We start from the raw sequence: 19,988 nt of genomic DNA, 5'->3' as shown, positions 1-19,988 counted from the left end.
GCCGGGCACGGCAGGGGTCAGCCGGCGGCGGGCGGGCTGATCTTCCCGGCGTCGTCGAGCCGCGCCCCGGTCTTCGGGAAGTCGAGGCGGGTGACCTCCTTGACCAGGCCCAGGCCGCGATCGTCCGGGTCCATCGTCGGCTTGCCCGCGCCGTTCATGAACGTCGAGGTGAAGGAGCCGCCGGCCCAGCTGCCGTCGGGCCGCAGCGACACCTTGAGCACGCCGCCCCAGCCGAGCCGCCCGGCGTTGCTCAGCGAGTTGCCCCCGCCGGCGAAGTTCCCCAGGCTGTACGCGATCAGCCGGCCCTTGTAGAACTCCATCCCGCGCAGGACGTGCGGGCCGTGCCCGACGATCAGGTCGGCGCCGGAGTCGATCATCGCCTTGGCGAACTTGATCGGGTCGCCCCGGTTCTCGCCGAGGAACATCTCGGTGCCGGGCCGTACCCGGGTCTTGTCCGCACCCTCGCCGCCCATGTGCACCTGCACGACCACCAGGTCGGCCATGGTGGCCGCCTTGGCGATCACCTGCTTCGCCTCGGCGATGTCGATCAGGCTGTTGGACCAGACGTACGACGAGAAGCCCGCCACCGCGATCTTGACGCCCTTGACCTCGACCACGGTGATCTGGTCCGGCGCGCCGGTGTGCGCCAGGTCGTAGCGCTCCAACGCCTTCTGGGTGTTCTGGTAGCCCTTCGGCCCGTAGTCGTAGCCGTGGTTGTTGGCCTGGTTGAGCAGCTCGAACCCGGCGTCGCGGAGGTGCGCCGCGTACTCGGGCGGGGCCCGGAACTGGAAGCAGCGGGTGGAGTTGGCCCCGCACTTGCCGGTGCCGGTGTCCACCGTCAGCGGCTCCTCCAGGTTGCCCATCACGAGGTCGGCGGCGAGCGCCTTCTCGACGGAGTCGAAGAAGCCCTTGCCGCCGTTGGCGGGCAGCCGGTTCGGAGCGTTGCCCATGATGATGTCGCCGGTCGCCGAGAGCGAGACGGCCTCGCCACCGGACTCGGGAGCGCCGCTCGCGGAGGGACCACCCGTGCCGACCGGCGCGCCGGTGCCGCCGCCACCGGCGCCCGGCTGCCAGACCGGAGCTGCGCCGGACCCCGCGCAGCCGGCTACGAACACGGCGAGGAGCGCGACGAGCGCGAGGGCGGTGGCTCGGCGGCGCGGGCGCGGCGGAGCAGGGACGGCAGCGTACATCGCCCGCGACCCTACCTGGGCAGAATCGCCGGGACGAGGGCCGATCGGCTGGAAGTTCAGCCGGTCAGCCGCTCCGACCAGGGCACCACGGTGCCGGCCCCGCCGGCGAGCACGGCGGCGTGCACCGCCCGGGCCAGCGGCGCGCCCCAGGTCGAGCGCGGCCCCCCGTAGGCGGACTCCGGGCCGTCGACCGGGCAGAGCACGGTGACCGCGTCCGTCGGGGTGCCGGTCGCCGCCAACCCCAGCTCCATGATCGCCTGAGCCTTCGCCTCGGTCGCGGTGGCCACCGCGTTGACCAGTGCGGCGTCGCCCAGCCGCGCCGGCACGTACACCACGATGTTGACCGTGCCGACCCGCTGGCCGGGCGCCGCCGGAGCGGGTGCGGCGGCCGGGACCGGGGTGCCGAGGCCGACCGTCGCCCAGGCCCGCACGCCCGCGTCCGTCCGGGTCACCACCTCGGCGACGTCGACGCCGGTCAGCAGGCCCACCCCGGGCCCGTCGAGGCCGAGGCCGTGAGCGAGCCCGGCCAGGTGGTCGGCGGGGTCGTCCCGGTCGTACGACATCGGCACGGTCGCGTTCAGCACCCAGTGGCGTACGCCGATCCCGCCCCCCAGCGGCGCGGAGCTGACGGCGCGCAGCGGCGAGGCCGAGCGCCACACCAACATCGGGACGTCGGCGTCGTCCTCCCGACGGGTGGTCAGCAGCGGCTCGCTCAGCACGCCGCTGACCCTACGGGCCGCCTGACCAGCGACGCGTCCGGGCCTGACGGGTCGGCGATCATAGAGCCGGATCGGAACGGCCGGGTTACGTCCAACGATCAAGATTCCAGGGGTGCACCTCTGATTCCAGCTCACGTGCGCCTAGACTTGGCGGCGCGCGAGGGACCAGCGGACGGCGGACCCGGCCGAGGGACGGCAACGCGCAACCGGAGGTGCGCGATGGACGAGGTACTGGCCCGCAGCGGGATCTTCCAGGGTGTCGACCCGGAGGCTGCCGAGGCGCTCGCCAAGGAGATGGAGACGATCGAGGTCCGTAAGGGCGAGATCGTCTTCAACGAGGGCGAGCCCGGCGACAGTCTCTATATCCTGCTGTCCGGCAAGATCAAGGTCGGCCGCCGGGCGGCGGACGGCCGGCAGAACCTGATCGCGGTGATGGGCCCGTCGGACATGGTCGGCGAGCTGTCGCTCTTCGACCCCGGCCCGCGGACGGCGACCGCCACCGCGGTGACCGACACCCGGCTGGTGCGGCTGCGCAAGCAGGCGCTGCGGCCGTGGCTGAACAACCGGCCGGAGATCGCCGAGCAGCTGCTCCGCGTGCTGGCCCGCCGGCTGCGCCGGACCAACGACTCGCTGGCCGACCTGATCTTCACCGACGTGCCCGGCCGGGTGGCGAAGAACCTGCTCCAGATGGCCGGCCGGTTCGGCACCCGGGACGGCGGCGTGCTGCGGGTGACCCACGACCTGACCCAGGAGGAGATCGCCCAGCTCGTCGGCGCCTCCCGGGAGACCGTGAACAAGGCGCTCGCCGACTTCGCCTCCCGCGGGTGGCTGCGGCTGGACGGCAAGAGCATCATCATCCTCGACCCGGAGCGCCTGGCCCGTCGCGCCCGCGTCTGACCCGACCCGTCGGGCGCCCGTCCCGACAATGCGGCATTCACCGGCCCGGACCGTCCCACGGTCCGGGCCGGTTCCGTGTCCGCAGCCTGGCCGGGCCGAGGGTGGCCGGCCGATGTCTGGCCGGTCGGGTCGGGGCCGCGTGCCGTCTGCCCGCGGCAGAAATGCTGGACGAGGTTTCGACCCGGCGGGATGGTGGAGCGATGCTGAACCGGGTCGCCGTCCTCTCCGACATCCACGGGGTGCTGCCCGCGCTGGAGGCCGTCCTGGCCGAGCCGGACGTGGCCGCCGCCGACCTGATCGTGCTGACCGGCGACATCGCCGCCGGCCCGCAGCCGGTGGAGGTGCTCGATCTCCTCGCCGGCCTCGGCGAACGGGCCTGCTGGGTGCGGGGCAACGCCGACCGGGAACTGGTGGAGGCGCGCGCCGGGCGCGCGTCCCCCATCGAGGTGTCGAACTGGGCCGCCGGCGAACTCCGCGACGACCAGGTGGCTCGGCTGGCCGCGCTCCCGCTCACGGTGACCCTGGAGATCGACGGCCTCGGCCCGGTCGTCTTCTGCCACGCCACGCCCCGCGACGACGAGGAGGTCGTGCTCGTCGACAGCCGGATGACGCGCTGGGCGGAGGTGTTCGCCGACGTCCCCGCCGAGGTGCGCACGGTCGTCTGCGGGCACACCCACATGCCCTTCACCCGGCTGGTCGACCGGCGCCTGGTCGTCAATCCCGGCAGCGTCGGCATGCCGTACGGCGGTCCGGGCGCCTACTGGGCGCTGCTCGGCCCCGGCGTGCAGCTGCGCCGCACCGACTTCGACGTGGACGCCGCCTGCGCCCGAGTGGCCGCCGATTCGACCTTCCCGGACGCCGCCGGGTTCGCCGACGAATACCTGCGCTCCCGACACAGCGACGCCGACGCGCTGGCGGTCTTCGCCCCTCGCGACGGCCGCTGAGCCCCGCCACTGGCGCCGGTGAGCCGGTGACGTGGTGACGCGGTGCTGGTGACTTGACGCTCGGACGCTTTAGAGCTGATGTCGCAAACGACTCAGCGCCGATGTCCTGAACGACTCAGCTCCAAAGGCGCGGCGGGGTGGGTGCGTGGGCTGACGAGGAATGGAACCGGGCCACCGCGCCACCGCGCCACCGCGCCACCGCGCCACCGCACCACCGCGCCACCGCGCCACCGGGCCACCGGGCGGCGAGGGGGGCAGGGCAGGGTCGGAAAAAGTCAGGCTTGACTGTTTGTTTCGGTCGCGGCACGCTGTCCCCGTGCCCGCCGCATCGACCCGCGTCCCTCAACAGGAGCGCAGCCGCGCCACCCAGGCCCGGCTCCTGGAGGCGACCGTCGAGTGCCTGATCGAGCACGGCTGGTCCGGCACCACGACCACTCTGGTCGCGGCCCGGGCCGGTGTCTCACGCGGCGCGCAGCTGCATCACTACCCGACGAAGGCGGCGCTGGTCACCGCCGCCGTCGACCACCTTGCCGAGCGCCGGGCGGCCGAGCTGCGCACCGAGGCGGAGGCCCTGCCGGCCGGTCCGCAGCGGCTCGACCGGGTGGTCGACCTGCTCGGCGCGGCCTTCACCGGCCCGCTCTTCGTCGCCGCGATCGAGCTGTGGGTCGCCGCCCGCACCGATCCCGAGCTGCGTGCGGCCCTGGTGCCGCTCGAGGCGCGGGTGGGCCGGGAGATGCACCGCCTCACCGTCTCGCTGCTCGGTGTCGACGAGCGCCGCCCCGGCGTCCGGGAGGCGGTGCAGGCCACGCTGGACCTCCTTCGCGGGCTGGGCGTGGCCAACCTGCTCACCGACGACTCGTCCCGCCGCGCCGCCCTGCTGACCACCTGGAAGCGCCAGCTCGCCACGCTCCTCACGCCCTGACCGGCCCCGATCACGCCGGCACGCCCAGACCGGAGGCACCATGGTCGACCTGACGGACCTGCTCGCGGACCTGGCCGACGAGTCCGAGTCGCTGGACGCGCTGGTACGGCCGCTACCCGCGGCCGACTGGTCGCGTCCGACGCCCGCGCCGGGCTGGAGCATCGCGCACCAGGTCGCCCACCTCGCCTGGACCGATCACGTGGCGCTGCTGGCGGCGACCGACGCTACTGCCTTCTTCGCCTCGGTCACCTCCGCGCCGGACCCGGCCCGCCTGGTCGACGACGGCGCGGAGGAGTTCCTCGCCCCGCCGGCCGAGTTGCTCACCCGCTGGCGCGCCGGCCGCACGGCGCTGGCGGCGGCCCTCGCCGACATCCCCGCGGGCGAGAAGGTGCCCTGGTACGGCACCCGGATGTCCGCCGCCTCGATGGCCACCGCCCGGATCATGGAAACCTGGGCGCACGGCGAGGACGTGGCCGACGCGCTCGGCGTACGTCGTCCGGCCACCGACCGGCTCCGGCACGTCGCACACCTCGGCGTGCGTACGCTCGGCCACGGCTTCGCCGCCCACGGCCGGGCGGTGCCGACGGCGCCGGTGCGGGTGGAGCTGGCCGCGCCCCACGGTGGCACCTGGGCCTGGGGCCCGGCGGACGCCGCGGACCGGATCACCGGTCCCGCGCGGGACTTCTGCCTGCTGGTCACCCAACGTTCCCATCGTACCGATCTGGCACTCACCGCCACCGGTCCGGTGGCCGACGAGTGGCTGGACGTCGCGCAGGCGTTCGCCGGCCCACCCGGCGCGGGCCGTCCACCGCTGGCCGCCCCGGCTGCCGGCCCCGTCGCCCCGGCCGACACGCCCGATGGGAGCGGGGTGCCGGCGTGATCCGCATCGGCAACGCGTCCGGCTTCTACGGCGACCGGTTCGGCGCCTGGCGAGAGCTGCTCGACGGCGGTGAGCTGGACGTGCTGACCGGCGACTACCTGGCCGAGCTGACCATGCTGATCCTCGGGCGAGACCGGATGCGCGACCCGGGCCTCGGGTATGCGCGCACCTTCCTCCGCCAGCTGGAGGGCTGCCTCGGCACCGCCCTCGACCGGGGTGTGCGGATCGTGACCAACGCCGGCGGGCTGAACCCGGCCGGGCTGGCCGCCGCGATCTCCACGCTCGCCGACCGGCTCGGTCTCACCGTCCGCGTGGGACACGTCGAGGGAGACGCGCTGCCGCGGCCGGACGCGCTCACCGCGAACGCCTACCTGGGCGCGTTCGGGATCGCCGCCTGCCTCGACGGTGGCGCGGACGTGGTGGTCACCGGGCGGGTCACCGACGCCTCGCTGGTGGTCGGGCCGGCGATCGCCCGGTACGGCTGGGGCCGCGACGACCTCGACGCGCTGGCCGGCGCGACGGTCGCCGGCCACCTGATCGAGTGCGGCGCGCAGGTGACCGGCGGCAACTTCAGCTTCTTCACCGAGTTGCCCGACGGCGGCCACCGGCCCGGTTTCCCCGTCGCCGAGGTGCACGCCGACGGCTCGGCGGTGATCACCAAGCATCCGGGCACCGGCGGCGCGGTGACCGTGGAGACCGTCACCGCGCAGCTGCTGTACGAGGTGGGTGGGCCCGCGTACCTGGGGCCGGACGTGGTGACCCGGCTGGACACGGTCACGCTCAGCCAGGACGGCACGGACCGGGTCCGGGTCTCCGGTGTCCGGGGCAAGCCGCCGCCGGACACCCTCAAGGTCGGCGTCACCAACCTCGGCGGCTTCCGCAACTCGATGACGTTCGTCCTCTGCGGTCTGGACGTCCCGGCCAAGGCGGCCCTGGTCCGGGGGCAGCTCGAGGAGGCGGTGGGCAAGGAGGGGCTGGAGTTCACGCTGGCCCGTACCGACCACGCCGACGCGGCCGACACGGAGACGGCGAGCGCGCTGCTGCACGTACACCTGCGGGACGGCGACAAGGCGCGGGCCGGGCGGGCGTTCTCGGCCGCCGCGGTGGAGCTGGCCCTCGCCTCCTACCCCGGCTGCACGCTGACCACGCCGCCGGGCGACGCCACGCCGTTCGGGGTGTTCACCGCCGAGGCCGTGGGGCAGGACGCGGTGCCGCACGTCGCGGTGCTGCCGTCGGGAGAGCGGGTGGTGATCGCCCCGCCGACCCGCACCGCGCCCGTCGGGCCGGACGCGTCGATCGACCGGACGCCGCCGGTCACGGGCGACGACCGGCCGACCCGGCGCGGGCCGTTGGGCGAGCTGGCCGGAGCCCGGTCCGGCGACAAGGCCGGCGACGCGAACCTGGGCGTGTGGGCCCGCAGCGACGCCGGTTACGACTGGCTGCGCGGCTGGTTGACCCTGGCACGCCTGGCCGACCTGTTGCCGGAGACGGCCCCGCTGGTCGTGCGCCGCTACGAGCTGCCGAACCTGCGGGCCGTCAACTTCGTGATCGAGGGGCTGCTCGGCCCGGGCGTGGCCGGGTCCACCCGGTTCGATCCCCAGGCAAAGGCGCTCGGCGAGCTGCTCCGGGCCCGGATCGTCGACCTGCCGGCCGACCTGGCACCCGGGCCGCCCGCCGCGACCGCCACGGAGGTGCGGAGATGACCATCGTGGACACTCCGGAACGACGCCAGCTGCGCGAGCTGACCAGGGCCTTCGTCACCCGGGAGGTGCTGCCGCACCTGAACGACTGGGAGCGTGCCGGCGAGGTGCCCCGGCAGTTACACGCCACCGCCGCGAAGCTCGGCCTGCTCGGCATCGGCTTTCCCGAGTCGGTGGGTGGCAGCGGCGGCGACCTGCTCGACTCGATCGTCGTCACCGAGGAGATCATCCGCTCCGGCGGTTCCTCCGGGCTGGTCGCCGCGCTCTTCACCCACGGCATCGCGCTGCCGCACATGGTCGCGGCGGCCGGTGGCCGGACCGGCGGCTCGCTCGGCGGCCGGCTCGGCGCCACGCCCGCCCCCGGTGACGACCTGATCGAGCGGTACGTCCGTCCGACGCTGGCCGGCACACTCATCGGCGCGCTGGCCATCACCGAGCCGGACGGCGGCTCGGACGTCGCCGGGATCCGCACCACCGCCCGCCGGGACGGCGACCACTACGTGGTGAACGGATCGAAGACCTACATCACCAGCGGGGTCCGGGCCGACTTCGTGACCACCGCCGTCTGCACCGACTTCCCCGGCAGCGGCGAGCTCGCCCTGCTGGTGATCGACAAGGGCACGCCCGGTTTCACGGTCGGGCGACGGCTGGAGAAGCTGGGCTGGCACTGCTCGGACACCGCCGAACTCTCCTTCGTCGACGTGCGGGTCCCGGTCGCGAACCGGATCGGCGAGGAGAACACCGGCTTCCTGGCGATCATGCAGAACTTCGCCAGCGAGCGGCTCTCCCTGGCGACGCAGGCGTACGCGACCGCGCAACGTTGCGTCGAGCTGGCCGTGCGCTGGTGCCGGGACCGGTCGACCTTCGGCCGCCCGCTGGCCAGCCGACAGCTGGTCCGGCACCGGCTCGCCGAGATGCACACCCGTGCCGAGGCCGCGCGGGCGTACGTGCACCAGGTGGCCGCGCGGGTCGCGGCCGGGGAGCCGGTGGTCACCGAGGTGGCGATGGCGAAGAACGTCGCGGTGGCGGCCTGCGCCGAGGTGGTCGACCAGGCGCTCCAGCTGCACGGCGGCTACGGCTACCTGCGCGACGCGGAGGTGGAGCGGCACTACCGGGACGCGCGCATCCTCGGCATCGGCGGCGGCACCACGGAGATCATGAACGAGATCATCGCGAAGGGAATCGGGCTGTGACCACGTTGAGCAGCGCGATCGACGCGTCCTCGGCGTCGTACGCGGAGAACCGCGCGGCGCTGCTGGACCGGCTGGCGGAGCTGGACGCGGCGCTCGACCAGGCCCGGGCCGGGGGCGGCGAGAAGTACGTGTCCCGGCACCACGCCCGGGGCAAGTTGCTGCCCCGCGAGCGGATCGAGCTGCTGCTCGACCCGGACAGTCCGTTTCTGGAGCTGTCGCCGGTGGCCGCGTACGGCACGGACTTCCCGGTCGGCGCGAGCGTGGTGACCGGCATCGGCGTGGTCGAGGGCGTGGAGTGCCTGGTCATCGCGAACGACCCGACGGTACGCGGCGGCGCGGTGAACCCGTGGTCGCTGAAGAAGACCCAGCGGGCCGGCGAGATCGCCCTCGCGAACCGGCTGCCCATGGTCAACCTGGTCGAGTCGGCCGGCGCCGACCTGCCCACCCAGGCGGAGATCTTCATCCCGGGCGGTCGGGTCTTTCGCGATCTGACCCGGCTCTCCGCGGCGCGGATCCCCACGGTCAGCGTGGTCTTCGGCAACGCGACCGCTGGTGGCGCGTACGTGCCGGGCATGTCCGACCACGTGATCATGATCCGGGACCGGTCGCAGGTCTATCTGGCCGGGCCGCCGCTGGTGCGGATGGCGACCGGCGAGGTCACCGACGACGAGTCGCTCGGCGGCGCGGCGATGCACGCGTCGATGTCGGGGCTCGCCGACCACCTGGCGTCCGACGAGCGGGACGGCATCCGGCTGGCCCGGCAGACCGTACGCCGGTTGAACTGGCGCAAGCACGGCCCGCCGCCGCGCAACCCGGTCCCCCAGCCACCGAAGCACGACCCCGAGGAGCTGCTCGGCATCGCGAGCGCCGACCTGAAGGTGCCGTTCGACCCGCGCGAGGTGCTGGCCCGGATCCTGGACGGCAGCGAGTTCGACGAGTTCAAGCCGGGCTACGGCAGTGCCCTAGTGACCGGCTGGGGCGAGCTGCACGGATACCCGGTCGGTGTGCTGGCCAACGCCCGGGGGGTGCTGTTCAGCGAGGAGGCCCAGAAGGCGGCGCAGTTCATCCAGCTCGCGAACGCCGCCGACACGCCGTTGATCTTCCTCCAGAACACGACCGGCTACATGGTCGGCACCGAGTACGAGCAGCGCGGCATCATCAAGCACGGCGCTCTGATGATCAACGCGGTGTCGAACTCGACCGTGCCGCACCTGACGGTCAACCTCGGCGCCTCGTACGGCGCCGGCAACTACGGCATGTGCGGGCGGGCGTACGAGCCGCGGTTCCTCTTCACCTGGCCGAACGCGCGCTCGGCGGTGATGGGGCCGGCGCAGCTGGCCGGGGTGCTGTCCATCGTGGCCCGACAGGCCGCCCAGGCACGTGGCCGGGACTACGACGAGGAGTCCGACGCCGCCATGCGGATGATGGTCGAGCAGCAGATCGAGTCCCAGTCCGGCGCGCTCTTCCTCTCCGGCCGGCTCTACGACGACGGGGTGATCGATCCCCGCGACACCCGTACCGTCCTCGGGCTCTGCCTGTCGGCGATCCACAACGCACCGGTGGAGGGCGCCGACGGCTTCGGCGTCTTCCGGATGTAGGGGGTCGTACTCATGATCACGCGACTGCTGGTGGCCAACCGGGGTGAGATCGCTCGGCGGATCTTCGCCACCTGCCGGGCGCTCGGCGTCGAGACGGTGGCGGTGCACTCCGACGCGGACACCGACGCGCCCTTCGTGGCCGAGGCCGACCAGGCGGTCCGGCTGCCGGGGAACGCGCCGGCCGAGACGTACCTCCGGGTGGACCTGATCCTGGACGCGGCCCGCCGCTCCGGCGCGGACGCCGTGCACCCCGGCTACGGGTTCCTCGCCGAGAACGCCGAGTTCGCGGCGGCGGTCGCCGACGCCGGGCTGACCTGGGTCGGGCCGCCGGCCAAGGCGATCGCCGCGATGGGCGACAAGATGACGGCCAAGGCGCTGCTCGCCGACGCGGGCGTGCCGATGCTGCCGACCTGGTCCGAGCCCGATCAGATCACCGACTTTCCGGTGCTGGTGAAGGCGGCGGCGGGTGGCGGCGGGCGGGGCATGCGGATCGTCCGCGAGGCCGCCGACCTGGCCGAGGCGATCGCCTCCGCGCGGCGCGAGGCCGAAGCGGCGTTCGGTGACGGCACGGTCTTCATCGAGCGGTACGTCGAACGCGGCCGGCACGTCGAGGTGCAGATCTTCGGCGACTCGCGGGGGGCGGTCGTCGCGCTCGGCGTGCGGGAGTGCTCGATCCAGCGCCGACACCAGAAGATCGTCGAGGAGGCGCCCGGCCTTCTGCCGCCGGAGGTGCGGGAGCGGCTGCACGAGGCGGCGGTGGCCGCCGGCCGGGCGGTCGACTACGTGGGCGCGGGCACGGTCGAGTTCCTGCTCGCGCCCGACGGGGCGATCCACTTCCTGGAGATGAACACCCGGCTCCAGGTCGAGCATCCGGTCACCGAGCTGACCGCGGTCGGCGGGCTGGACCTGGTCCGGCTGCAACTGCTGGTCGCCGACGGCGCCCCGCTGCCCGAGCACGCGCGGCACCCCTCCGCCCGCGGCTACGCGATCGAGGTCCGGCTCTGCGCCGAGGATCCCACCAAGGGGTTCCGACCGGCGACCGGTGTCCTGCGCCGGTTCGCCGTCCCCGGGATCGACCGCGAGTTCGGCAACCTCCAGCGGGCCGGTCTCCGGCTGGACTCCGGCGTGGAGGACGGCGCGGTGGTCGGCGTGCACTACGACTCGATGCTGGCCAAGCTGATCGCGTGGGCGCCCACCCGCGCCGAGGCGGCCCGTACCCTCGCCGGCGCGCTGGCCCGGGCCGAGCTGCACGGGGTGCCCACCAACCGGGACCTGCTGGTCCGGGTGCTGCGCAGCCCCGACTTCGCCGCCGCCGAGATCGACACCGGCTTCCTCGACCGGCATCCGGAGGTCTTCGCCCCGCTGGTGCCGGTGGATCGAGTGCCGCTGTTCGCGCTGGCCGCCGCCCTGTCCTCGGCCGCCGCCCGCCGGGCGACCGCCCCGGTGCTCGCCGGGCTCCCGTCCGGTTGGCGGAACGTCCCCGCTTTTCCGCAGGTCGCCTCGTACGCGGCGGCCGGTGGCGAGGTCGAGGTCCGCTACCGCCTGGACCGGACCGGCGGGCTCGCCGAGTGGTCGGTGCGACCGCCCGCCGACGACCCGGCCACCCGCCCGGTCGCGTCCCGCGACGACGGTTCGGCCGCCGGCCGGCCCGCCTCCCCGCCGCCGGACCCGGTGACGCTGGTGTCGGCCGCCCCCGACCGCGTGGTGCTGGAGGTGGCCGGCGTCCGGCAACCGTTCCGGGTGCACCGGGTGGGGTCGGAGTTCTTCGTGGACGGCCCGGACGGGTCGGTGAGCCTCACCGAGCTGCCACGCTTCCCGGAGCCCACCGCGGAGTTGGCCGCCGGCTCGCTGCTCGCCCCGCTGCCCGGCACGGTGACCCGGGTGCACGTCGAGGCCGGTCAGCGGGTCGCCGCCGGCGATCTGCTGCTCACCCTGGAGGCGATGAAGCTCGAGCACCCGGTGCTCGCCCCGATCGACGGCGTGGTCGCCGAGCTGCCGGTGCCCGCCGGCGGTCAGGTCGACACCGGCGCCGTGCTGGCCGTGGTCAACCCGCAGGAGGATCCCCGATGAACGTCGACCTCACCGACGAGCAGGAACAGCTCCGCGACGCCGTACGGACGCTGGGCCGGCGCTACGGCCACGACTACTTCGTGGCGAAGGCGAAGGCCGGCGAGCACACCACCGAGCTGTGGGCCGAGGCCGGCCGGCTCGGCTATCTCGGGGTCAACATCCCCACCGAGTACGGCGGCGGGGGTGGCGGCATCACCGAGCTGGCCATCGTCTGCGAGGAGCTGGCCGCCGCCGGCTGCCCGCTGCTGCTGCTCGTGGTGTCCCCCGCCATCGCCGCCACCGTGATCAACCGGCACGGCACGGAGGCGCAGCGCAAGCGGTTCCTGCCCGGCTTCGCCGACGGCACCCTGAAGGTGGTCTTCGCGATCACCGAGCCGGAGGCCGGGTCGAACTTCCACCGGCTCGGCACGGTGGCCCGCCGCGACGGCGACGACTGGCTGCTCTCCGGCCGCAAGTGCTACATCTCAGGGGTCGACGAGGCGCAGTACGTGCTGGTGGTCGCCCGGACCGAGGAGGAGTCCACCGGCAAGCTCAAGCCGGCGCTGTTCGTCGTGCCGACCGACGCGCCCGGGCTGACCCGGTCCAAGCTGGACATGGAGATCCTGTCCCCGGAGAACCAGTTCCTGCTCTACCTCGACGACGTCCGGCTGCCGGCCGACGCGCTGGTCGGCGAGTCGGTGGACGCCGGGCTGCCGGCGCTCTTCGCCGGGCTCAACCCGGAGCGCATCACGGTCGCCGCGATGGGCGCCGGCACCGGCCGGTACGCGATCGAGCGCGCGTCGTCGTACACCGCCACCCGGAAGGTGTGGGGCGGCCGGACCATCGGCTCGCACCAGGGCGTGTCCCACCCGCTGGCCCACGCGGCGGTGCAGGTGGAGCTGGCCCGACTGATGATCCACCGGGCGGCCACCCTCTACGACGCCGGCCGGGACCTGGAGGCCGGAGTCGCCGGCAACATGGCCAAGTACGCGGCCGGCGAGGCCGCCGCGCTCGCCGTGGACACCGCCGTGCAGGCGCTCGGCGGCGCGGGCATGACCACCGAATACGGCGTGGCCACCCTGCTCGGCGCGGTCCGGGCCGGACGGATCGCCCCGGTCAGCCGGGAGATGATCCTGAACTTCGTGGCCCAGCACGTCCTCGGCCAGGACAAGTCGTACTGATCGGGACGGCCCCGACCGGGGTGCTCAGCGGCACGCGGCGTCGATGCGGTGCACCGGGCGCACCCGGCGGCCCATGCCCTCCAGCAGCGAGTCCTCGACGTGGAAGTCGTGGATGCGCAGCCGGTGTCGGGGCAGCTCCTGCTCGCTCGGGCAGAGCACCTGCGCGCGTACCAACCCGACCGGCACGTACCGGACGCCGCCCTGTTCCTGGAGGATCACCATGTTGACGTCGTCGGTGGTCACCACGTGCCCGCGGACGTCCTCGGTCGGGCCGGTCTCCGCGCCGACGGTGGTGACGGTCAGCGGCAGCACCGGCGTGCTGATCACCGGCAGCGCGGCCCAGACCAGCATGGCCAGCACGGCCACCTCGGTGACCGAGGCGAGCGGCCGGATCACCGCGCCGGGCAGTGGCCCCGAGATGCCCAGGGCGAGCAGCGGCGGCACGGCGAGCAGCGTCAGGGCCAGCAGCTCGCCCTGGCGCGCGGCGTCGACCAGCGTGGGCAGCAGCAGCCCGGCGTACCCGCCGAGCAGCGCGACGACCACCAGCACCCGCGCCCCGACCCGCTCGTGCAGCTGCTCCGGCCTGAGCTGGAAGGCGGCCACGAACGCCGGGATGAGCAGCGGCAGGTAGAGCAGCGGCCAGGTGACCAGGGCGAGCAGGAAGCTCGCCGCCACCAGCCAGACCGGGGTGATCTCCGCCCAGCGGGTGAAGAGCGGGCGACGCCGGGTGCCGGGCGGCAGCCGGTCGACGCTGGCCCCGAGCACCGCGCCGAGCGCGAAGACGGCGACCAGGCCGGTGGCGAGCAGCCGGGCCGCCGTGGTGAGGAATCCGGCGAGCAGGTTGACCGGGCCCACGTTCGCCACCAGCAGCAGCGTCGTCTGCAGTTCGCCGCCGGCCTCGACCCCGAGCCGGAGCACCGAGAAGACGGCCGGCACGGCCACCAGGACCGTCCAGAACGACTGGCTGGCCCGGGCCCGCCGCTCGGCCGGATCGGAGCCGCCGAACGCGGGCCGACCCCGGTCGTACCAGGCGGCCGGTTCCTGGACCGCGCGCGGCCCGCCCGTCTCGCCGTCACGCACCGGCCCGTCGGCGTCCGGGCCGCCGGTGGCGGTGGTCGCCGGCGCGCTCATCGCCGGGGTGCCCGGTCGTCGAAGTCCACCAGCTTCGGCACCTCCAGCGGCTGCGGCTGCCGCTTCTCGGCCGGCAGCCACGGGCCGAGCGTCCGGTTGTACGCGGTCTGCCAGGGGCTGGCCTGGCCGTCCCGCCCCTGCTGGTAGCTCTTGTCGAGGAAGAACGCGACGAGGTCGCGCAGCGCCGGGTCGCCGATCGGAACGCCCACGCCGAGCAGTTCGCTGGTGCCGAAGGGCATGTCGACGATCTCGAACTCGGTGGGGAACCGGGAGAGGAAGCCGGCCAGGATCGCCTCGTCCGAGCTGACCGCGTCGTACCGGCCCGCCCGGATGCCGTCCACGCAGTCCCCGACGTCCTTCACCACGAGGGCGCGGACCTGGTGCTTCTCCAGCTCCGCCTCGGTGGTCGAGCCGCCGCTGGTACAGATCTTGTACGCCGGGTCGCGCAGGTCCTCGATGGTGCGGACCTTGTCCTTGAGCCGGATCGGCACCATCACCTCCTGGGTGGTGACGAAGTACGGCCCGGCGAAGCTGACCAGCTTCTTGCGCTCCTCGGTGATCGAGAAGCTGGAGACCACCAGGTCGACGGCGCCGCCCTGGAGCGCGGGGATCCGGTCCTCGGTGGACACCGGGACGAACTCCAACCGCTGGTCGCCCTCGTAGCCGAGGGAGGCGGCGATGTAGCGGGCGATCTCGACGTCGAAGCCGACGTGCACGCCGTTGCGCAGCTCGCCCATCATCGGCTCGTTGATGGCCACGCCGATCCGCAGCTTCGACTGGCCGTAGATGTGCGTCTCGCGCAGTTTCTCCTGCACCGACGGGAGATCCGGCTCCTGCCGGCTGTCGCAGCCGGCCGCTGCGGCCAGGGCGAGGGTCAGCGCGACCGCCAGGGTCGTCGCGACCGAGCGGAGCCGGATGCGGGACGGGTGTGCGTTCATCGGCGACCTCGCTGACGCGTACAGCCTGCGGGACACCGAGAGTAGCTACTCCGGTCCATTTCCGTGGCCTGCGGTGGGGCGCCTCGCCGGTCACGGACCGGCGCCGCGAATGCGCCGGCCGGCGGAGCCGGGGTGCGGCGGGCGCCCGATCGCCTGCCGCACCCCGGGGTCCTCATCGGACGGTGAGCGCGCCCACCGCCGACAACGGCGCGACCACCGGCGGGAGCCGCTTCGGCTCACCCCGGCGCGGCGCGCCCTGGTCGGCGAGGCTGCTCTTGGCCGCCTCCGCCCGTTCGGTCGCCGCCGGCTTCCGTGCCGACTCGGCGAACGGCTGCACGTCACCGGTGCAGACCGTGCCCTTGGCCGGCAACGTGCCGCGGACCAGGTACGCGTCGATCGCACCGGTCGCACAGGCCGAGGTGCCGTACGCGGTGTGCCCCCAGCTGTCGCTGCTCAGCAGCCGGCTGTTCGGCAGCAACGCGGCGGAGCTGACCGCGCCGCGGTAGTTCGTCGCCGGGTCCCAGTAGTTGCCCACCACCAGCACCGGGACGCTGGTACGGCGGTCGAAGGGGCCGGTGTAGGCGTCCTCGTCGCGCACCGTCCAGGTGTTCCCGGCGCAGGGCGAGGTGGCCCACGACCAGAGCCGCCCGAAGTACGGATCGCGCTGGTCGGCCCGCGCCGCCCGCGCCGGCCAGGAGGCGGCGTTCGTCGGGTGGTTCGCGTCGGTGCAGTCCACCCCGAGGAAGGTCTCCAGGCTGTTGTCGTACGGGAAGTCGAACCGGCGGGCCTGGCGCGCCTCCGCGGCGAGGCGGGACACCGCGGCACGGGCCCGTTCCCGGGCCGGCGAGGCCGCCGCCGGGTCGGTGAGCACCAGCAGTTCGGCGGTGAGGCCCACCACCTGGGCGTAGCCGGCCGGGTCGTAGAGCGCGCCGAGGGTGGACCCGACGAAGTCGGCGTAGGTCACCGTGAAGCCGCCCAGATCCGGATCCTCGATCACCAGCGGGTTGGCGCGCAGCCGCTGCGCCACCAGCTCGAACGCGGCGGCCGATCCGCCGCCCGGGAGTGGGCAGGCCGGGCCGGCGGCGTCGCAGCGGGCCAGGATCTCCCGCAGCGCCCGGTGCGCGCCCTCCGCGCTGCGCATCCGGTCCTCCTGGCCCAGGTCGCGGGCCGTGCCCTTACCCAGCCACGCCCGCGGGTCGAGCACGCCGTCGATCACCAGGGCGCGGACCCGATCGGGGAACATGTTCGCGTAGTACTGCCCGAGCACACTGCCGTAGCTGAAGCCGAGGTAGGTCAGCTTCGGGTCGCCGACCGCCCGGCGGAGCACGTCCATGTCGCGGGCGACCTCGGCGGTCGACATCGCGCCGGAGAGCGGCTTGCCGGTGGTCGAGCAGCCCTTGCCGACCGCCTTCGAGGAGGCCACATACGCCTGCTCCTCGGCCTTCGTCCACGGGAAGGCGACGTTCAGCCCGGCGTACGCCCGGGTCTGGTCCTTGACGGAGGCGAAGCAGCGCAGTTGCTCGCTGTTGGCCACCCCGCGCGGGTCGACCCCGACGATGTCGAACCGGTCGAGCACCTCGTCGCCCAGGAAGTAGGGCGCCGCCAGCGCGATGTCAGTGCCGGCGCCGCCCGGGCCACCCGGGTTGACGAAGAGGCTGCCGATCCGGTTCTGCTGGTCGCGGGCCTTCACCCGGAGCAGGGCCACCTCGGTGGTGGCCCCGTTCGGCCGGTCGTAGTCGAGCGGGAGGCGGACCGTGGCGCACTCGGCGTAGTCGTAGCAGCCGTACCAGCCGAGCTGGGGCGTCGGCACCCGGTCGACCCGGCGCGCCTCGGTCGGGCTCGTCCGGTCGGACGTGGCCGGACGGCCCCAGCCGGTGGGGGTCGGTGCGGCGGCCGCCGGAGCGACAGCCGATCCGGCGAGGATGACGCCGGTGATTCCTGCTGCGGCCAGAGACCGGGTTCGTCGTGGCATGTGGACGCCTTCCGGTGGACGACAGGGACGGTCGAGACGGTCGACCTCCCGCCACTCTAGAGATCACAGGCGATGAATGTGGTCCCTAAAACGCCCATATCAGCGACATTCCGCGTGCGGTGTAACGTTCTCGTCAGTGCTGACGCTGCATCTGCCCCGGTCAGGCGGTTGACAGTCGGGCCGGCGGCGACATAGTGGACGGGTGAAGCGGTTGACCAGGCCCGATGCGCGGACGCTGGCGGTCGTCGCGGCGCTGGCCGCGCTCGCGCTGCTGGTGACGCTCGTCGTCTCGCGACGCCACGACTTCCTCGGCGTGCTCATGGCCCTGATCTGCGTCCTGCTCGCGACGATCGCCGGGGTGTCGGTGGCCGCCGCCCGACAGGCCGACGAGCCGGTGGCAGCGGAGCGGTCGGCCGCTCCCGGGCCGCCGCTGGACGACCCGCTGGCCGTCGACGCGGACACCCTCGATGCGCTGGACAGCCGGGACGCGCTCCGCGCGGTCCGCGAACGGCGGCGCGCCGGAGGCGGGTTCGACGATCGCGAGGGGTGGATCAGCGACCGGTGAGGGTCGGCCCCACCAGCGCGTCGACCCCACGCCCGGCCAGGCAGCGGAACGACCGGTCGACACTGCCCTCCACCGGTGGCAGCACTTCGAGATGCCAGCCGGCGGACGAGTCGATGCCGGTGGTCAGCCGGAACGTGGCGGTGCTGCACACGGCCTGGACGGCCGGGGCGGTGCTCACCTCGGGATGGCCGGCGCCGACCAGGGACACCGGCAGCAGCCCCTCGGCGTAGGTCTCCCAGGTGTGCCGGCCGTCGCAGGAGACCCGGGTCGCCTCCGCGCGGGCGCCGCGCACCCGCACCGGACCGAAGCACTCCAGCTCGGCGAGGCACCGGGCGCCGCCGGGCAGGACGGTCGTCGCGCCGGAGTCGGTGGTGCACCCGGGCAGCATCCCGCCGGCCGCGCCGGCCGCCCGGCTCACCGAGGGGGACGGGCTCGGCGCCGGGCTGCCTCCGGCCACCCAGGCGCCGGCGGTGGCCGAGCCGGCCAGCGCGAGCACCCCGGCACCGCCGAGGAACCAGCGGCGGCGCCACCGCCGGCCACCCGCCGGGGTGGATGCGGGGACCGTGGGATGCGCGTCCTCGGCCGGCGCGCGGGGCGCCGGACGGGCCCGGCCGGCGGTGTACGGGCCGGCGGAGCCGGTGGGACCACCGCTGACCGGGATCCCGCTGACCGGCGCGCCGCTGACCGGCGCCGTGGTGGGGTCGAGCGGCAGGGCCGAGAGCATCCCCCGCAGCTCGACCGCGGAGGGCCGCTCGCCCGGGTCGTTCGCCATTCCGGCGCGCAGCACGTCGATCAGCTCGCCGGGCACGCCGGGCAGCCCGGGGACCGGCTGGTTGAACATCTCCAGCACGGTGACCAGGCTCGGGTTGCGCTCGGACTGCCAGCGCGGCGGCCGGCCGTGCATCACCGCGTAGAGCGTGGCGCAGAGCGCGTAGACGTCGACCGCGGGCGACGGCGGGCTGTGGCTGAACATCTCCGGCGGCGCGTAGGCCGGGGTCAGCACCTCCAGCGTGACCGAGGCGTCGCGCACCTCGGCCAGCACGGCCAGCCCGAAGTCGGCCAGCACCGCCGAGTTGAAGTGCGAGTAGAGGATGTTCGCCGGTTTCACGTCCCGGTGCAGCACCCCGGCCGCGTGCGAGTGCGCCAGCGCGTCGGCGATCTTGATGCCCAGGTCACGGGCCTCCGCGGCGCCGAGCGGGGAGGTGCGCATCCGCTCCGCGTACGACCCGTCGCAGAGTTCCATGATCAGGTAGGGGTGCTGGTCGACGGTGACCCCGACGTCGAACAGATCGACGACGTGGGGATGCGACGACATCCGGCCGGCGGCCCGCGCCTCGCGCAGGAACCGGGCCTGATCGCGCTCGCTGTCCAGCGTGCGGTTCTCCACCTTGACCGCGACCTCGCGGCCCACCGAGATCTGGGTGGCCTGGTAGACGGTGGCGTAGCCACCACGGGCAAACACCCGCAAATCGGTTAGACCGGGCACGATGGGGACCGGTAGGCCTCCGGACGGGGTGTCGGTCACAGCTTCGAAAATACCCAACCGGGCGGACAGCTCAGTGCACCGCGTCGACGGCGGGTGTGCCACCACCGGCCCCGGACCCGTCCGGGGCGCCCGCGCCGGCCGCCGCCGGGGCGTTCCCGGCGGGTGCGGCACCGCCGCCCGCCGCGGCCCGGCGGGCGTCCCACCACAGGCCCAGCGCGGTCGCCACGGCACCCAGGCCCTCCCAGGCGGCCACGCCGAAGAACCGGTCCGGCGCGATGTCGGCGAGCACCGCGATCGTGAAGACGGTGAACGTGACGAGCCGGAACACCACGGTGAAGCGGTAGAAGGAACGCCACTCGGTGGCGGTGGCCAGCAGGTAGTAGACCCCCATGTTGAACGAGGCCATCGACGAGGCGAGCAGGAACGTGCCGGTGTGGTCGCCCAGCGCGCGCGTCGCCGGCACCTCGAAGCCGAGCGACCGCAGCATCGCCTCCGGCCAGAGCAGCCCGACCGCGCCCATGACCAGCGCGAGCACGCCGAAGACCGCGATCGTCCAGCCCGCGACCGTACGCGGCAGCTTCATCTCGGTCCTCCCCAGGTACCGGTGCGGCCGCCACTGTGGA

17 protein-coding genes are annotated in these 19,988 nt (G+C 74.0%); 10 read left to right on the top strand and 7 right to left on the bottom strand.

Annotated features, from left to right (window positions below; all coding sequences use genetic code 11):
• Positions 1-17: 17 nt before the first annotated feature.
• Together O7603_RS22980 and O7603_RS22975 are read right to left on the bottom strand one after the other, a co-directional pair.
• Positions 18-1,190 carry a CapA family protein gene (locus tag O7603_RS22980; RefSeq protein WP_281571854.1) on the bottom strand — a complete coding sequence of 391 codons (1,173 nt, stop codon included), beginning with the start codon at positions 1,188-1,190 and terminating at the stop codon, positions 18-20.
• 56 nt (positions 1,191-1,246) lie between these two features.
• A complete protein-coding gene (locus tag O7603_RS22975; protein WP_281571853.1) occupies positions 1,247-1,909 on the bottom strand; it encodes an adenosylcobinamide amidohydrolase in 663 nt (220 codons plus the stop codon).
• A 219-nt stretch (positions 1,910-2,128) separates the two neighbouring features.
• On the opposite strand from O7603_RS22975, the gene O7603_RS22970 reads away from it, so the two are divergent.
• The 9 genes from O7603_RS22970 to O7603_RS22930 all read left to right on the top strand — a co-directional run bounded on the left by O7603_RS22970 (position 2,129) and on the right by O7603_RS22930 (position 13,273).
• On the top strand, positions 2,129-2,806 hold the full coding sequence (locus O7603_RS22970; RefSeq protein ID WP_007466162.1) for a Crp/Fnr family transcriptional regulator: 678 nt from the start codon (positions 2,129-2,131) through the stop codon (positions 2,804-2,806).
• Between the two features lie 200 nt (positions 2,807-3,006).
• Positions 3,007-3,750 (top strand): metallophosphoesterase family protein, encoded by a 744-nt coding sequence (locus O7603_RS22965; RefSeq protein ID WP_281571852.1) that lies wholly within the window; start codon positions 3,007-3,009, stop codon positions 3,748-3,750.
• A 316-nt stretch (positions 3,751-4,066) separates the two neighbouring features.
• Positions 4,067-4,672 carry a TetR/AcrR family transcriptional regulator gene (locus tag O7603_RS22960; protein WP_281571851.1) on the top strand — a complete coding sequence of 202 codons (606 nt, stop codon included), beginning with the start codon at positions 4,067-4,069 and terminating at the stop codon, positions 4,670-4,672.
• Between the two features lie 40 nt (positions 4,673-4,712).
• Positions 4,713-5,552, top strand: a complete 840-nt coding sequence (locus O7603_RS22955) for a TIGR03084 family metal-binding protein (protein WP_281571850.1) — start codon at positions 4,713-4,715, stop codon at positions 5,550-5,552.
• Positions 5,549-7,255, top strand: a complete 1,707-nt coding sequence (locus O7603_RS22950; RefSeq protein WP_281571849.1) for an acyclic terpene utilization AtuA family protein — start codon at positions 5,549-5,551, stop codon at positions 7,253-7,255. The genes O7603_RS22955 and O7603_RS22950 overlap by 4 nt, the downstream gene beginning before the upstream one ends.
• Positions 7,252-8,445: an acyl-CoA dehydrogenase family protein gene (locus O7603_RS22945; RefSeq protein ID WP_281571848.1), complete on the top strand. Its 1,194-nt coding sequence runs from the start codon at positions 7,252-7,254 to the stop codon at positions 8,443-8,445. The genes O7603_RS22950 and O7603_RS22945 overlap by 4 nt, the downstream gene beginning before the upstream one ends.
• Entirely contained in the window at positions 8,442-10,043 is a 1,602-nt protein-coding gene (locus O7603_RS22940; RefSeq protein ID WP_281571847.1) for a carboxyl transferase domain-containing protein, read from the top strand. The genes O7603_RS22945 and O7603_RS22940 overlap by 4 nt, the downstream gene beginning before the upstream one ends.
• A gap of 12 nt (positions 10,044-10,055) precedes the next feature.
• Positions 10,056-12,113 (top strand): biotin carboxylase N-terminal domain-containing protein, encoded by a 2,058-nt coding sequence (locus tag O7603_RS22935; RefSeq protein ID WP_281571846.1) that lies wholly within the window; start codon positions 10,056-10,058, stop codon positions 12,111-12,113.
• Positions 12,110-13,273: an acyl-CoA dehydrogenase gene (locus O7603_RS22930; protein WP_281571845.1), complete on the top strand. Its 1,164-nt coding sequence runs from the start codon at positions 12,110-12,112 to the stop codon at positions 13,271-13,273. The genes O7603_RS22935 and O7603_RS22930 overlap by 4 nt, the downstream gene beginning before the upstream one ends.
• Before the next feature lie 24 nt (positions 13,274-13,297).
• Here the strand turns inward: O7603_RS22930 and O7603_RS22925 are convergent, their stop codons facing one another.
• The 3 genes from O7603_RS22925 to O7603_RS22915 all read right to left on the bottom strand — a co-directional run bounded on the left by O7603_RS22925 (position 13,298) and on the right by O7603_RS22915 (position 17,314).
• A complete protein-coding gene (locus O7603_RS22925; protein WP_281571844.1) occupies positions 13,298-14,404 on the bottom strand; it encodes a hypothetical protein in 1,107 nt (368 codons plus the stop codon).
• Positions 14,401-15,342 (bottom strand): transporter substrate-binding domain-containing protein, encoded by a 942-nt coding sequence (locus O7603_RS22920; RefSeq protein WP_281571843.1) that lies wholly within the window; start codon positions 15,340-15,342, stop codon positions 14,401-14,403. Before O7603_RS22920 ends, O7603_RS22925 begins: the two co-directional genes overlap by 4 nt.
• Before the next feature lie 172 nt (positions 15,343-15,514).
• Entirely contained in the window at positions 15,515-17,314 is a 1,800-nt protein-coding gene (locus tag O7603_RS22915; RefSeq protein ID WP_281571842.1) for an alpha/beta hydrolase, read from the bottom strand.
• 202 nt (positions 17,315-17,516) lie between these two features.
• On the opposite strand from O7603_RS22915, the gene O7603_RS22910 reads away from it, so the two are divergent.
• A complete protein-coding gene (locus tag O7603_RS22910; protein WP_281571841.1) occupies positions 17,517-17,879 on the top strand; it encodes a hypothetical protein in 363 nt (120 codons plus the stop codon).
• On the opposite strand, the gene O7603_RS22905 is transcribed toward O7603_RS22910, so the two are convergent.
• Positions 17,866-19,404: a serine/threonine-protein kinase gene (locus O7603_RS22905; protein ID WP_281571840.1), complete on the bottom strand. Its 1,539-nt coding sequence runs from the start codon at positions 19,402-19,404 to the stop codon at positions 17,866-17,868. The genes O7603_RS22910 and O7603_RS22905 overlap by 14 nt on opposite strands.
• 31 nt (positions 19,405-19,435) lie before the next feature.
• Entirely contained in the window at positions 19,436-19,948 is a 513-nt protein-coding gene (locus tag O7603_RS22900) for a hypothetical protein (protein WP_281571839.1), read from the bottom strand.
• Between the last annotated feature and the right edge of the window lie 40 nt (positions 19,949-19,988).

The organism is Micromonospora sp. WMMD812, from assembly GCF_027497215.1.
In the GTDB taxonomy this organism is placed as follows: domain Bacteria; phylum Actinomycetota; class Actinomycetes; order Mycobacteriales; family Micromonosporaceae; genus Micromonospora.
Note: the sequence above shows the minus strand (reverse complement) of the source record. Positions and strands in the feature narration are given on the sequence as shown.

Excerpts from the sequence above, each read along its gene's own strand:
- O7603_RS22935 (WP_281571846.1), top strand. The coding sequence starts at position 10,056 with ATGATCACGCGACTGCTGGTGGCCAACCGGGGTGAGATCGCTCGGCGG.
- O7603_RS22970 (WP_007466162.1), top strand. The coding sequence starts at position 2,129 with ATGGACGAGGTACTGGCCCGCAGCGGGATCTTCCAGGGTGTCGACCCG.
- O7603_RS22925 (WP_281571844.1), bottom strand. The coding sequence starts at position 14,404 with ATGAGCGCGCCGGCGACCACCGCCACCGGCGGCCCGGACGCCGACGGG.
- O7603_RS22980 (WP_281571854.1), bottom strand. The coding sequence starts at position 1,190 with ATGTACGCTGCCGTCCCTGCTCCGCCGCGCCCGCGCCGCCGAGCCACC.
- O7603_RS22920 (WP_281571843.1), bottom strand. The coding sequence starts at position 15,342 with ATGAACGCACACCCGTCCCGCATCCGGCTCCGCTCGGTCGCGACGACC.
- O7603_RS22955 (WP_281571850.1), top strand. The coding sequence starts at position 4,713 with ATGGTCGACCTGACGGACCTGCTCGCGGACCTGGCCGACGAGTCCGAG.
- O7603_RS22965 (WP_281571852.1), top strand. The coding sequence starts at position 3,007 with ATGCTGAACCGGGTCGCCGTCCTCTCCGACATCCACGGGGTGCTGCCC.
- O7603_RS22945 (WP_281571848.1), top strand. The coding sequence starts at position 7,252 with ATGACCATCGTGGACACTCCGGAACGACGCCAGCTGCGCGAGCTGACC.
- O7603_RS22900 (WP_281571839.1), bottom strand. The coding sequence starts at position 19,948 with ATGAAGCTGCCGCGTACGGTCGCGGGCTGGACGATCGCGGTCTTCGGC.
- O7603_RS22915 (WP_281571842.1), bottom strand. The coding sequence starts at position 17,314 with ATGCCACGACGAACCCGGTCTCTGGCCGCAGCAGGAATCACCGGCGTC.
- O7603_RS22930 (WP_281571845.1), top strand. The coding sequence starts at position 12,110 with ATGAACGTCGACCTCACCGACGAGCAGGAACAGCTCCGCGACGCCGTA.